This is a genomic window from Methanothermococcus sp., assembly GCF_015523155.1.
Lineage (GTDB): Archaea > AGJL01 > Methanococci > Methanococcales > Methanococcaceae > Methanofervidicoccus.
The window spans coordinates 1-11,607 of record NZ_WAKW01000007.1 but is presented as its reverse complement, the minus strand read 5'-3'; the positions used below and the strand labels follow the sequence as shown (position 1 = coordinate 11,607).

15 protein-coding genes are annotated in these 11,607 nt (G+C 29.0%); 6 read left to right on the top strand and 9 right to left on the bottom strand.

The genetic code is table 11. From position 1 onward, the window contains the following. Positions 1–203: 203 nt before the first annotated feature. Positions 204–1,097 carry a GTP 3',8-cyclase MoaA gene (gene moaA / locus F7B34_RS01395; RefSeq protein ID WP_292459742.1) on the bottom strand — a complete coding sequence of 298 codons (894 nt, stop codon included), beginning with the start codon at positions 1,095–1,097 and terminating at the stop codon, positions 204–206. 225 nt (positions 1,098–1,322) lie between these two features. Further along, a complete protein-coding gene (locus F7B34_RS01390; RefSeq protein WP_292459740.1) occupies positions 1,323–2,015 on the bottom strand; it encodes a peptidylprolyl isomerase in 693 nt (230 codons plus the stop codon). 202 nt (positions 2,016–2,217) lie between these two features. Here F7B34_RS01390 and F7B34_RS01385 point away from each other — a divergent pair, with 202 nt between their 5' ends. Next, complete coding sequence (locus tag F7B34_RS01385; protein ID WP_292459746.1) at positions 2,218–2,868, top strand: molybdenum cofactor guanylyltransferase; 651 nt, start codon at positions 2,218–2,220, stop codon at positions 2,866–2,868. 65 nt (positions 2,869–2,933) lie between these two features. On the opposite strand, the gene F7B34_RS01380 is transcribed toward F7B34_RS01385, so the two are convergent. The 7 genes from F7B34_RS01380 to F7B34_RS01350 all read right to left on the bottom strand — a co-directional run bounded on the left by F7B34_RS01380 (position 2,934) and on the right by F7B34_RS01350 (position 8,095). Beyond that, positions 2,934–3,947 (bottom strand): deoxyhypusine synthase, encoded by a 1,014-nt coding sequence (locus F7B34_RS01380; protein WP_292459738.1) that lies wholly within the window; start codon positions 3,945–3,947, stop codon positions 2,934–2,936. A gap of 31 nt (positions 3,948–3,978) precedes the next feature. Beyond that, entirely contained in the window at positions 3,979–4,137 is a 159-nt protein-coding gene (locus tag F7B34_RS01375) for a hypothetical protein (protein ID WP_292459736.1), read from the bottom strand. Positions 4,138–4,223: 86 nt separating this feature from the next. After that, the gene (locus F7B34_RS01370) at positions 4,224–4,940 is read right to left on the bottom strand and encodes a FeoA domain-containing protein (RefSeq protein ID WP_292459733.1); all 717 of its coding nucleotides are present in this window, start codon (positions 4,938–4,940) and stop codon (positions 4,224–4,226) included. Between the two features lie 145 nt (positions 4,941–5,085). After that, the gene (locus tag F7B34_RS01365) at positions 5,086–5,556 is read right to left on the bottom strand and encodes a hypothetical protein (protein ID WP_292459731.1); all 471 of its coding nucleotides are present in this window, start codon (positions 5,554–5,556) and stop codon (positions 5,086–5,088) included. A gap of 20 nt (positions 5,557–5,576) precedes the next feature. Then, complete coding sequence (gene feoB / locus F7B34_RS01360; RefSeq protein WP_292459730.1) at positions 5,577–7,580, bottom strand: ferrous iron transport protein B; 2,004 nt, start codon at positions 7,578–7,580, stop codon at positions 5,577–5,579. Between the two features lie 4 nt (positions 7,581–7,584). Further along, complete coding sequence (locus F7B34_RS01355) at positions 7,585–7,812, bottom strand: FeoA domain-containing protein (RefSeq protein ID WP_292459728.1); 228 nt, start codon at positions 7,810–7,812, stop codon at positions 7,585–7,587. 64 nt (positions 7,813–7,876) lie between these two features. Further along, a complete protein-coding gene (locus tag F7B34_RS01350; RefSeq protein WP_292459727.1) occupies positions 7,877–8,095 on the bottom strand; it encodes a ferrous iron transport protein A in 219 nt (72 codons plus the stop codon). Between the two features lie 216 nt (positions 8,096–8,311). Here F7B34_RS01350 and F7B34_RS01345 point away from each other — a divergent pair, with 216 nt between their 5' ends. The 5 genes from F7B34_RS01345 to F7B34_RS01325 all read left to right on the top strand — a co-directional run bounded on the left by F7B34_RS01345 (position 8,312) and on the right by F7B34_RS01325 (position 11,403). After that, the gene (locus tag F7B34_RS01345; RefSeq protein WP_292459725.1) at positions 8,312–8,713 is read left to right on the top strand and encodes a metal-dependent transcriptional regulator; all 402 of its coding nucleotides are present in this window, start codon (positions 8,312–8,314) and stop codon (positions 8,711–8,713) included. Positions 8,714–8,720: 7 nt separating this feature from the next. Further along, positions 8,721–9,389, top strand: a complete 669-nt coding sequence (locus F7B34_RS01340) for an METTL5 family protein (RefSeq protein ID WP_292459723.1) — start codon at positions 8,721–8,723, stop codon at positions 9,387–9,389. Between the two features lie 118 nt (positions 9,390–9,507). Beyond that, positions 9,508–10,326 (top strand): 2-amino-3,7-dideoxy-D-threo-hept-6-ulosonate synthase, encoded by an 819-nt coding sequence (locus tag F7B34_RS01335; RefSeq protein WP_292459721.1) that lies wholly within the window; start codon positions 9,508–9,510, stop codon positions 10,324–10,326. 51 nt (positions 10,327–10,377) lie between these two features. Then, positions 10,378–11,046: a triose-phosphate isomerase gene (gene tpiA, locus F7B34_RS01330; protein WP_292459744.1), complete on the top strand. Its 669-nt coding sequence runs from the start codon at positions 10,378–10,380 to the stop codon at positions 11,044–11,046. A 102-nt stretch (positions 11,047–11,148) separates the two neighbouring features. After that, positions 11,149–11,403, top strand: coding sequence for a hypothetical protein (locus F7B34_RS01325; RefSeq protein WP_292459719.1), 255 nt, complete (start codon positions 11,149–11,151; stop codon positions 11,401–11,403). Positions 11,404–11,607 lie beyond the last annotated feature (204 nt).

Here is an 11,607-nt window from a genome sequence, read left to right as displayed (position 1 = left end):
TCTAAAATTATATATTTTCCTCCCTTCCTTTCTTCGTTTAGGAATTTGATTAATTAAATCTTAATTATTTTAGCCACTACTTCCTAGCCTTCATAATATCGTCTTTTTTATAATATTATATTTAGTATGGTGTATATATTTTGACCATACTTAATAATAAAAACATCTTTATTTTAAATTTCTAATATTTAAAATACTATAAATCATTCCTTAAAATAAGGTTCTCTTTTATTAATACATTCAACAAAGCATTTTTCAATATCTTCCCCATTTCTTAAAGGAGTTAAAACATCCACCAAATTATCATCCCTTAGTAAGCAGGGCTTTAAAAATCCATCATAGGTTAATCTAATCCTTGTGCAATGACTACAAAATTCCGTATTATCCATAGGTCTAACAAATTCTATTTCTAAACCATCAACCAAATATTTTTTTCTATTTTGCATGAACTTTCTAGTAATTACTTTATCCGCTTTTTCTGCTATTTTATTTTCTATTGGAGAGATATCAACATGATATTTTCTCAAATTTTCATTTAATGGTATAAATTCTATCACCTGTAATATAGCACCGAGCTCTTTACAGTAGTTCATTAAATCATCCAAATCATCAATATTGATTTTCATAGCCAAATAATTTATTTTTAAAGGAGTTAATCCCACATCTATTGCTTCTTTTACACCGTTTTTTACCTTCTCAATATCTCCGCAGTATGTTATTTTTTTATACTTCTCTGGATTAAGTGTGTCTATACTAACATTTACTCTGTCAAGTCCTGCATCCTTTAACCTTTTGGCATATTTTTCTAAAAAAATGCCGTTGGTAGTTAGTGAAATATCCTTTAATCTATTATCCACAATATTTTCAATTATTTGGGGTAAGTCAGTTCTTAAAAGAGGTTCCCCCCCAGAGATTTTTATCTTCTTTATACCAAAATTTAGAGAGGTTTTTGCGATTTTTCCAATTTCCTCAGGAGTCATTAAATTAACATTTTTACCATCATGTCCCTCCTTATGACAGTAAAAACACTTTAAATTACATTTTGGCGTTATTGAAATTCTCAGAGACCTTATTTCTCTGCCAAAGGGGTCTTTCATGATATCACTTCAATATATGTCTAAATAAGCTGTGGAAATTAATTATTGATTAACTTATTTAAAGTTAATTAATCAAATATAAAATTATAATATGAAAAAAGTAAAAAGTAATAAATAAAATAATAGTGTAGCAAAAAATAAAAAAGAAAGCAAAAAAGCAATATTAATATTATTAATTATTAATTTATGTTTGAATAATAATATTTATTCTTATTTTTTTTTATTTTATTCTTTTTTTCCTTCTTCTTTTTTCTTTAAAAAAGTATCTACGAATGATACCTTTTCAACATCAAGTCTTTTTATAATTTCGTTGGCAACTGCCATTTTAATCATTTGAAGGTTGTTCATAAATACTGCACTTTCTGGGATGTTTATTGTAGCGGTATTTTTTGTTAATTTTATTTTTACATCGTCTTTGTTTAGTCTTGGCATGTATAATTTGATTAATTCTTTAACAATTTCTTCTGGTTCTTCAACAGCTTCTTCAACTTTTAAAACATATTTTACAGGTTTTCCAGCTAATTCGTGGTTGAAATCAACTAAAACTCTTCCACCATTTACGCTTGCAACTTTTCCAACATTTCCATCGATAGTTATGGGCATTCCAACGACTGGATTTATCTTATGTTTTTTAAACTCTTTAATTGAAACAATTTTAACTTTTGAAGGATCTCTTTTACCGAATGCTTTTTCAGGAGGTAGTTCTAATTCTCTCTCTTCTCCAACTTCCATTTCCAACAATGCTTCATCCAAACCTGGAACTAACATTCCTGAACCTACTGAAACTGTAACTGGACCATATACCATCATTGGGTTGTATATCCCTTCTTTTTTAGCCAACTCCTCATCGGTGGTATCAAATAACTTTCCATTTACATATCCGTTGTATGTTATCTTCACAAGTTTTCCTTTTTCCATCATTACACCTTTTATATTTTATTTATTTTTTTGACATTTCCGTTTTTAATGAACTCTTTTAAATCAAGCAAATAACCATATAAATAACTAATATATAATAATTTTGTTTAAAAAATAAAAGTTTAAAGGAAATAGTTTATAGTTTTTAATATTGAAATTAAATTATATATAAACCTAATCTTTATAAGTTGATATTATGGTTATGATTTCAGCAATTATACTCTCGGGCGGAAATGCGACAAGAATGGGTGGCGAAAAACCTTTCAGAAAACTAAATAATAATTATTTAATAGAAAATATTGCAAATGTGCTTATTGAAATGAATATTCCTTTTACGGTGGTATTTAAACATTTAAATAATCTCGATTCTGAAAATATACAAAAACAACATTACATGTTTGAAAAATACCGTCAAACAATTACATGGGATATTTTAAACAATAAAGGGCCTATTATTGGAATTTTATCTGGTATGAGGATACTAAACACAGAATGGGTCATAGTGCTACCCTGTGATATGCCACTTATAAGCAAAATTTCAATAGATAAATTATTAAATTACATACCTATTGCAGATTCTAAAAAATATGACTGCATTATACCAAAACACGAAAATGGATATATAGAACCCCTATTCTCAATATATAAAAAATCATCAATACGTATTTTGGAGGAACTCGTTAAAATATCCATTAAAGAGGACAAAACTTTCCCAATAAGAAGGTTTATAGATGAGTTAAACCCACTATATGTTCCAGTAGATGAAATAGACCCTACAAAAAAGACTTTTGTAAATGTAAATACCCACGATGATTTAAAAGTTGTAAAAAAGGAGGTAAAAAATAAAAAATAAAAAGTAAATAATAATAAAAAATTAAAATAAAAAAAATATATGGTAAAGGAAAATAAAAAAGATATTTATTTAAACACTCCATAAACAATCATTGGAAATACAAGTGTGGCATCTGCCCAGACTTCAACATAATCTGCATTTGTTTGAATTTTACCCCAGGATACACCTTCTTCTGGCGGAGCTCCGCTAAGAGAACCATCCCATGGAACAGCAGTGGTGATATATATGGCATAATCAGTTCCTTCTCTGAATAAATTTGCATTTATTATACTATGCTTTGGAAGAGAACCCCCCAATACAATGCACGCAGTTTTTTTAGCATATACTGCCATGTTATTAAGTTTAACAATATCTTCTGCAACATCTATTTTTAAATTGGATTTATTTTCAACCTTATAAAAATAAAGCATGTCCCCAATTGAACCATCGGTTATAGCAGGACAGAATATGGGAATTTCGTTTTTATATGCCCAATAGAGTATAGACTTTTCTTTTGCATCATCTTCAAGTTTTTCATCCATGAATTTACCCAATTCATAACAAAATTCCCTTGCAGATATTATTTTATGTTCTTCTTTTTGTTTTTCATCCAACCTCTTGAAAAATTCCGTCATGTATTTTTCAAATTCCACATATCTATCATTTGGGACGAGAATATTTCCAATTCTGTTAATTCCCTTTTCCCTTAAATAGGCGCCTTTTAAGTCCCAATCTCCAATTATAAATGGTTTTAGACATTTTATAAAGTCCTCCTCTACACCTCCCGCAGTTGTTACTATCACATCCATTTTTTTATGCTTTGCAAGATAGGCTATAATCTCCCTTAATCCAGAAGATACTATGTTAGAAGTATATCCCATAAATACAGTTATTTCATCTTTTCCTGTGTTTCTAATTTTTTCTATTTTTTTCCATATCTTAACAGCTTTTCCAAGGTGTGTTGCTTGAAATCCTATTTTTTCATAGTAATCAGTTATAATGTTGGCTAAATTTATATCATCTTCCAGCCATGGACCTTCAACATTTAGTCCTTTAATTTCCTCACTTTCTTTTAAAATAATATCCTTAGGTTCAGTCATATTTTCACCGAATAAAATTCTATATTTATTTTTATTTTTTAGTGATAGCATGTCCGCTAATTCTCGATTTGCTAGTCATAAAACTGCATTTATTTTTACATGGACATGTTGAGCATGCAACTTTTATAAATATATTTAGCACCTTATCAGTAATTGTTTCTTTTTTTATATTATTCTTTTTATGTTCCATCTTTTCATCCATATCCAATAATTTTACTTTATTTAAATTAGTTAATTATACTTAAATATTTATGTAAAAATATAAATTATTTATATTTATATATAAAATTCTACCCATATCTTCTCTGCCTTCCCCTTACCGATAGTTATAACTTTATCATCATTTATTTTTAAAGTCATCGATTCACCTTTAACTCCTTTTTCAGATGCTTCACAAGGTTTTTCAGAAATCTTTGTTATTTTTTTGCCTATAACATCCTTTATCTCCAATTTTTTTTCTATTTTATCTAAAAACTCACTACCTCCTATACAATTACATATTTCCCCTTCATTGCAAAATGGGGCTTGAACAATATTTCCATTTTCATTTACCAATATCTTTGCAGCTTCCCCTATTCCAAGTTCAATATCTTTGTCATTGATTTTAAATATATATGCTTTATCTAAATAATCTTTTAATTTAACATCTACACCATATTCTATACCTAATTTTTTAAGGGCTTCTATGGAATTTTTGTCTAATGTAAAGCCAGATATTTTTCTTATCTCATCAGGTTTTAAATCAAATAATGATTTATCTCCTATTTCTATCTTTAAAGCTATGCCTCTTGGTATTACAATCTCTCTATTTTTTACCTCTACAATCAGAGCTCCTGTATGCCCAACATCTACACCTTTGGATATAACCTCAACTACACTCCCTACATCTATACCCTCTTTTTTTAACTCTTTTTTAATATGTTCTCCACCATCTATTCTTAATATTTTTAGTTTTTCTCCTTTTTTGGCATCGCTTAATTGAAACTCAGTCATAATATTCACCTTTTTTTATTTTTTTTATTTATTTTTTGATATCTATTTTATTTTATTTATTTTATATATTTGATAGTTTTTATTTTTTATTTATATATTTCAGTTTTTTTATATAATTAACTTATTTAATCATGTTTAATATTTTTTAAATATTTTTGGTTAAATTCGTTGATATTGCAGATTTTGGAATATTTTTAATAGATATATAATAAGTTATACTGGATAATATCCCCAATATTAAATATATTGATATATCTTCTAAAATATTCCATTCAATATAATCCTCAACTCCTGTAAGAAATCCTATGGCATGTGAACAAATTGTTAATATAACTATTAAAGCAATACCTAATCCCAACAAGCTTGCAGTGTATATATACGATACTGCATTATATTCTTTATCCAACGATTTTTTAAAACCTATTGTATATATCACACCTATGGTCAATAGTGCAATACTTCCAAACAAATCTCCCGTAAATAACTTAGTAAATAAATTATCTGGTAAATTCACACCAATAGAGGAAATAAATTCTATTATTCCTGATATTATATATAATATACCAAATATTAATCCATTAATGCCAAGTAGATTATAATGTATAGGGTAATTCATTTAGACACCTCCTTATATATTTAAAATATTAATTTTCCAAATATTGTAATCAATAGGGCAACAACATATGCAAGTGCTAATCCATATAGAACAGAAAATATTGCCCATTTTGTTCCTATTTCCTGCTTAATAACACCCACTGTTGCAATACATGGCATATATATTAAAACAAAAGCCATATAGGCATAGGCTGTTATAGGGTCAAAAGCTCCTGTAAGAGCTCTCGTTAATTGGTCCTCGCCTGTTCCATACAATACACCCATAGTTCCAACTACAACCTCTTTTGCTATAAATCCAAAAAACAGGGCTACTGTTGCCTTCCAGTCCCAATTCATTGGGCTAAATATAGGTTCTAAGGCATGCCCCAATACTGCAACCCAGGAATTAGCCAGCAATTCTCCATTCTCCAAAGCCTCTGGACCCATATAACCCGTTGGTCCAAATACCGATAACAACCATACTAAAACTACCCCTGCAAATATTATAGTACCTGCTTTTTGCAAAAATTTGCTCGATCTCTCCCAGGTATTTCCAAATATATTTTTCCAGTTTGGTTTGTTGTAGGGCGGAAGCTCCATGACAAAATGCGAAGGTCGCCCTTTAAATATAACTTTTCTAAATATGTATGCTAAAATTAATGCCAAAACTACCCCTAAAACATACATACTCATAATTACTGACCCAGCATATGCTGAAAAGAACGCCCCTGCAAACACAACATAAACAGGCAATCTTGCACTACATGACATTAAAGGATTTACCAATATTGTTAGTATCCTGTCCTTTTCATCTTCAAGAGTTCTCGCAGACATTATTGCTGGAACATTGCATCCAAAACCCATTACTAATGGGATTATGGATTTACCATGCAATCCAAATTTATTCATGATCTTATCCATTACAAATGCAGCTCTTGACATATACCCACTGTCTTCAAGATATGAAAATGCAAAAAACATGCATATTATTGGAGGTAAGAATACAAGGACATTTCCAAGACCTGCTATAATTCCATCTGCCAATAATGATGAAAGCCATCCCTCTCCCATATTTGCCTTTACAAAATCCCCCAACCATCCAAATATCATATCTATAATTCCTGAAAATGGATCTGAAACATTGAAGGTAAAGTTGAATGCCATCCATAGAAATGTAATAAGTATAGGAACCCCTAAATATTTGTTTGTAAATACCTCATCAAGCATTTTAGAGATAGTTAATTCTCCGCCTTTTTTGATTGTTGCACTATTTACAATATTTGAAATAATACGGTATCTCTCTTCGGCTATTGCAAGTTCGGCATCTTCATATTTTTTATTTAATTCATTCCCTATTTCATCCATCACTGGTTTTAACTTATCGTATATTTTGCTGTTTTTAACAATTTCACTGACATACTTATCATTTTCAATAGTCTTTATTGCAATATATTTTAAATTAAATCTTTTTGCCAAATCATCATCTTGTTTCAATATATCTATTAATTTTAAAATATAAGGTTCGAAATTTGGATAAATTATTTCTGTGGGTTTTTTTCTAACTGATTTGTCAATTACATTCTTTAAGTCGTTTATACCAATGTTTTTTGATGCCACCATGGGAACAACAGGAATCCCGAGGAGTTCTTCAAGTTTTTTAACATCTATTTTATATCCCATTTCTTCTGCAAGATCTATTTTATTCAAAGCAACAACAACATTGGCACCGAGCTCTATCAACTGCAATGTTAAATAAAGGTTTCTTTCAAGATTTGAAGCATCTACAATATCCACCACGATATCTGGTTTCTCATTAACAATATAATCTCTTGCAACCTTTTCATCTATTGACCTTGCTGTTAATCCATAAATCCCAGGTAAATCAACTACTTTATATTTAAATCCTCCATAGTTAAATTCCCCCTCTTTTCTTTCAACCGTAACACCTGGCCAATTTCCGATATGCTGTTTCAAACCCGTTAGAGAGTTAAAAATTGTGGATTTTCCAGTATTTGGATTTCCAATTAAGGCTATCTCATACTTCATTTTTTCACCTCACATTATCTACAAAAATTTTCATTGCGAGACCTCTTCCAAGGGCTATATTTGAACCTTTAACAGAAACTATCAACGGTCCTGTATTTTGATTTCTAACAACAACTGCCTCAGACCCCACATTTAATCCCATATCAACCAATCTTCCAACAATACCCTGACCTCCATTTAGATCCTTTATTATTATTTTATCTCCTTCCCTTGTAAATGCCATAGGATACATATACTCACCTTTTATTTTATTTAAATTATTTAAATACAGTTAAATATTTTTGTATAATATTACTTTACTCTACCTCAATATATTTTGCCTCATTTACTCTAAGAGATAGACTGTAGCCCCTAACTTCCACTTCAATAGGGTCTTTCAATGGTGCTTTTTTAACAACTTTAATATATGTTCCCTTGGTGAGTCCCATATCCAAAAATCTTGTTTTTAAATTTGAATCTCCAGTAATTTTTTTAATTTTGACTGTGGTTCCAGGTTTTACTTCACTTAGATTCATTTTTTCACCTTTTATTTTAATATTATAATTTATTAAGAATTATTAAATATTTTTAATTAAATTAAATTATTTAATCATATTTAAATGTTTCGGTATAAATTTAATTCATATATAAAATTAAATAAGAATAAAATAAAGAATATATATTTAATAGTTATAACTTTAATAAAATTTATAATAATTTATATAATATTTTTATAAAATAATGGTGAAATCATGCTTTCTTCAAATATTGAAGATTATTTGGAAAGAATATATATATTTATTCAAAAAAATAAAAGACCTGTAAAAACCACCGAGCTCGCAAAAATATTGAATGTTAATCCATCTGCAATAACCAGCATGGCTAAAAAATTACACGCTGAAGGTTATGTAGTTTACGAACCATATGTTGGTATCTTACTAAGTAAAAAAGGAGAAGAAGTTGCTAAAAAAACCATACGAAAACATAGGATTATTGAATCATTTCTTAAAAATTGTCTTGGAATAGATGCTCATAAATCATCGGAAGAGGCATGTAAAATGGAGCATGTAATTTCAGAAGAAACTATTGAAAAACTTTATGAGTTTATGAATAAACTAAAATCTAAAAAGGATAGGATAGATGGGATAATTTAGTGAAACTATGAAAAAAAGGCATTTAGAAATAATACTTGATAATATAAAACCTCATCCAAATCCAAAGTCCCACTTAGAACAATATACAATAGGGGGAAGGCTTGCCAGTGAAATACTTTTTTTTGCAAAAGATGATATTTTAAACAATTTTGTAATAGATTTAGGATGTGGAACTGGAAAGCTGACAATTGGGGCAAAATTACTTGGTGCAAAAAAGGTTTTAGGTATTGATATCGATAAAGAAACAATAGAATTTGCAAATGAGAATGTAAAAGGAATAACTCATACTAATATAGTCAATAAACTTAATTTAAATATAAATGACTATATCAATAACATTGTATTTTTACAGGAGGATGTTAAAAATATTGATAGGAATTTTATATATAAATATAAACCAGATAAAGAGATGAAAAACATGGTCATTCAAAATCCACCATTTGGCTCCCAAAAAAAATATGCCGATAGGGTATTTTTAGATAAGGCTTTGGAAATAGGGGATGTAATATATACAATACACAATACGCCAACAAGGGAATTTGTAATAAATTACATAAAAGAAAAAGAAAGAATAATCACAAATATTTTTCAGGCAAATTTTAGAATACCAAAAATATATGAATTTCATAAGAAGAAATATTTGGAAATTCCTGTTGATATTTACAGAATTGAATAAATGAATTAATAAAAGTCTATAAATATTTATATATCATAAAATTAACCATATATAAAATATAGATAATAATAAATTATAATTTTAATTTAAATAATTAAAATAAATAGATGGTGAGTTTATGAAGGTATTTAATAATATTAAAAATGTTGGTAAAGTTATCAGATTAGAGAGAGTATTCAATAAAAAATCAGAAAAAACAGTTATAATTCCTATGGACCATGGAGTATCATCAGGACCTTTGGAAGGCTTAAAAGACATGAAAAAAGCCATTAATTTAGTAGCAGATGGTGGAGCAAATGCAGTATTGGTTCATAAAGGTATTGTTAGACATGGACACAGAGGATATGGAAAGGACATAGGTTTAATAATTCATCTTTCAGCTGGAACTTCATTATCCCCAGACCCAAATAAAAAGGTAATAGTCACAACAGTTGAAGAGGCAATAAGGATGGGAGCAGATGCTGTTTCAATCCATGTAAATGTTGGAGCAGATACTGATTATGAGATGTACAAGGACTTGGGTAAAATAGCAGAAGTTTGCGAATACTGGGGAATGCCTTTAATAGCTATGATGTATCCGAGAGGTAAAAAGATACCTGACGAGAGAAACCCAGAAGTTGTAGCACATGCAGCAAGACTTGGTGCCGAACTCGGAGCAGATATTATAAAAACAAGCTACACAGGGGACATAGACTCATTTAGGGAAGTCGTAAGAGGATGTCCAGCACCAGTCATAATTGCAGGAGGACCTAAAACAAATACTGATAAGGAGTTTTTACAAATGGTTAAAGATGCCATAGAAGCAGGTGCATCAGGTGTTGCTACTGGAAGAAATGTATTTCAGCATAGGGATGTTTCAGGCATGACAAAGGCAATATCAATGGTTGTTCATGAAAATGTGGATGTTGAGGATGCTTTAAAAGTGATTAAAAAATAAATAATTAAAATATATTTATAATAAATTTTAATTTTGGTGGTGATTATTATTATTACAAAACCGATTATAATAATAAATTATAAGACTTACATAGAGAGTGTGGGAAAAAAGGGTTTGAATATAGCAAAAACTGCTGAAAAGGTTTCAGAAGAGAACGGAATATCAATTGGAGTATGCCCACAGTTCTTGGATTTAAGAATGATATCTGAAAATGTAAATATTCCGGTTTATGCTCAGCATTTTGATGCAGTGTCTCCTGGAAGTCATACAGGACATGTTATTGCAGAAACATTAAAGGATTGTGGATTGAAAGGTAGTTTATTAAACCATTCCGAAAAAAGAATGATTTTGGCAGATTTGGAAAAAGCTATAGAAATGGCAAAGAACCACAACCTTGAAACAATAGTATGTACAAATAATATATTGGTTTCTAAGGCCGTAGCTGCAATGAGTCCAGATATGATAGCAATAGAACCACCAGAATTGATAGGCTCGGGTATTCCAGTATCTAAGGCCAATCCAGAAATTGTTGAGAGGACGGTGAAGGAAGTTAGAGGCATCGACAAAGATGTGATAATACTCTGTGGTGCAGGTATTTCAAAAGGAGAAGATGTTGCATCAGCACTTGAATTAGGAGCAAGTGGGGTGTTATTAGCTTCGGGAGTTGTGAAATCTAAAAATGTTGAAGAATCTATAAGAGAGCTTATAAAATATGTTTAAATTATATATTAATTAAGGTTATTATAAAATCTCATTTTACTTTTTCTTACTTACTTGGATATATTTAAATATTAAAAACTACATATATATTTTGGTGGTATTATGAAAGAAAATGATATCGAACAACTTATAAACACATTGAATAATAAGGAATTGATAATAAGGGTAGATTTGAATAAAAATCTTAAAATATCAAAATTTAAAATAGGTTCCCTTGAATTAAATGGGGAATTGGGTATAAGTTTTAGAGATATTAAAGATGAAATAAAAGAAGAAATTAAAGAGAAAGAATTGGAGTTAAATAAAGAAGTTGAAAAAAAAGGATCCGAAGAAGAAAAAGTTATTGAAGTAAAATAATATAAAATATTATAATTATTATATAATTTTTTTATTTTATCCCTATGAGTGTTTCTAAAATGAGCAATATTTTATATATTAAATATAATAAAAATATGTAGCGAAAATTTTATACGAGAATATATAATATTGGAGGTTTTTGATAACATTATAGAAAGTATAGAATTACCTACGGGAATTTATCTAATAGATTAGAAGAATTAT

Excerpts from the sequence above, each read along its gene's own strand:
- F7B34_RS01380 (WP_292459738.1), bottom strand. The coding sequence starts at position 3,947 with ATGACTGAACCTAAGGATATTATTTTAAAAGAAAGTGAGGAAATTAAA.
- F7B34_RS01325 (WP_292459719.1), top strand. The coding sequence starts at position 11,149 with ATGAAAGAAAATGATATCGAACAACTTATAAACACATTGAATAATAAG.
- F7B34_RS01370 (WP_292459733.1), bottom strand. The coding sequence starts at position 4,940 with ATGACTGAGTTTCAATTAAGCGATGCCAAAAAAGGAGAAAAACTAAAA.
- F7B34_RS01350 (WP_292459727.1), bottom strand. The coding sequence starts at position 8,095 with ATGAATCTAAGTGAAGTAAAACCTGGAACCACAGTCAAAATTAAAAAA.
- F7B34_RS01355 (WP_292459728.1), bottom strand. The coding sequence starts at position 7,812 with ATGTATCCTATGGCATTTACAAGGGAAGGAGATAAAATAATAATAAAG.
- moaA (WP_292459742.1), bottom strand. The coding sequence starts at position 1,097 with ATGAAAGACCCCTTTGGCAGAGAAATAAGGTCTCTGAGAATTTCAATA.
- feoB (WP_292459730.1), bottom strand. The coding sequence starts at position 7,580 with ATGAAGTATGAGATAGCCTTAATTGGAAATCCAAATACTGGAAAATCC.
- F7B34_RS01340 (WP_292459723.1), top strand. The coding sequence starts at position 8,721 with ATGAAAAAAAGGCATTTAGAAATAATACTTGATAATATAAAACCTCAT.
- F7B34_RS01345 (WP_292459725.1), top strand. The coding sequence starts at position 8,312 with ATGCTTTCTTCAAATATTGAAGATTATTTGGAAAGAATATATATATTT.
- F7B34_RS01390 (WP_292459740.1), bottom strand. The coding sequence starts at position 2,015 with ATGGAAAAAGGAAAACTTGTGAAGATAACATACAACGGATATGTAAAT.
- F7B34_RS01375 (WP_292459736.1), bottom strand. The coding sequence starts at position 4,137 with ATGGAACATAAAAAGAATAATATAAAAAAAGAAACAATTACTGATAAG.
- F7B34_RS01365 (WP_292459731.1), bottom strand. The coding sequence starts at position 5,556 with ATGAATTACCCTATACATTATAATCTACTTGGCATTAATGGATTAATA.
- F7B34_RS01335 (WP_292459721.1), top strand. The coding sequence starts at position 9,508 with ATGAAGGTATTTAATAATATTAAAAATGTTGGTAAAGTTATCAGATTA.
- F7B34_RS01385 (WP_292459746.1), top strand. The coding sequence starts at position 2,218 with ATGATTTCAGCAATTATACTCTCGGGCGGAAATGCGACAAGAATGGGT.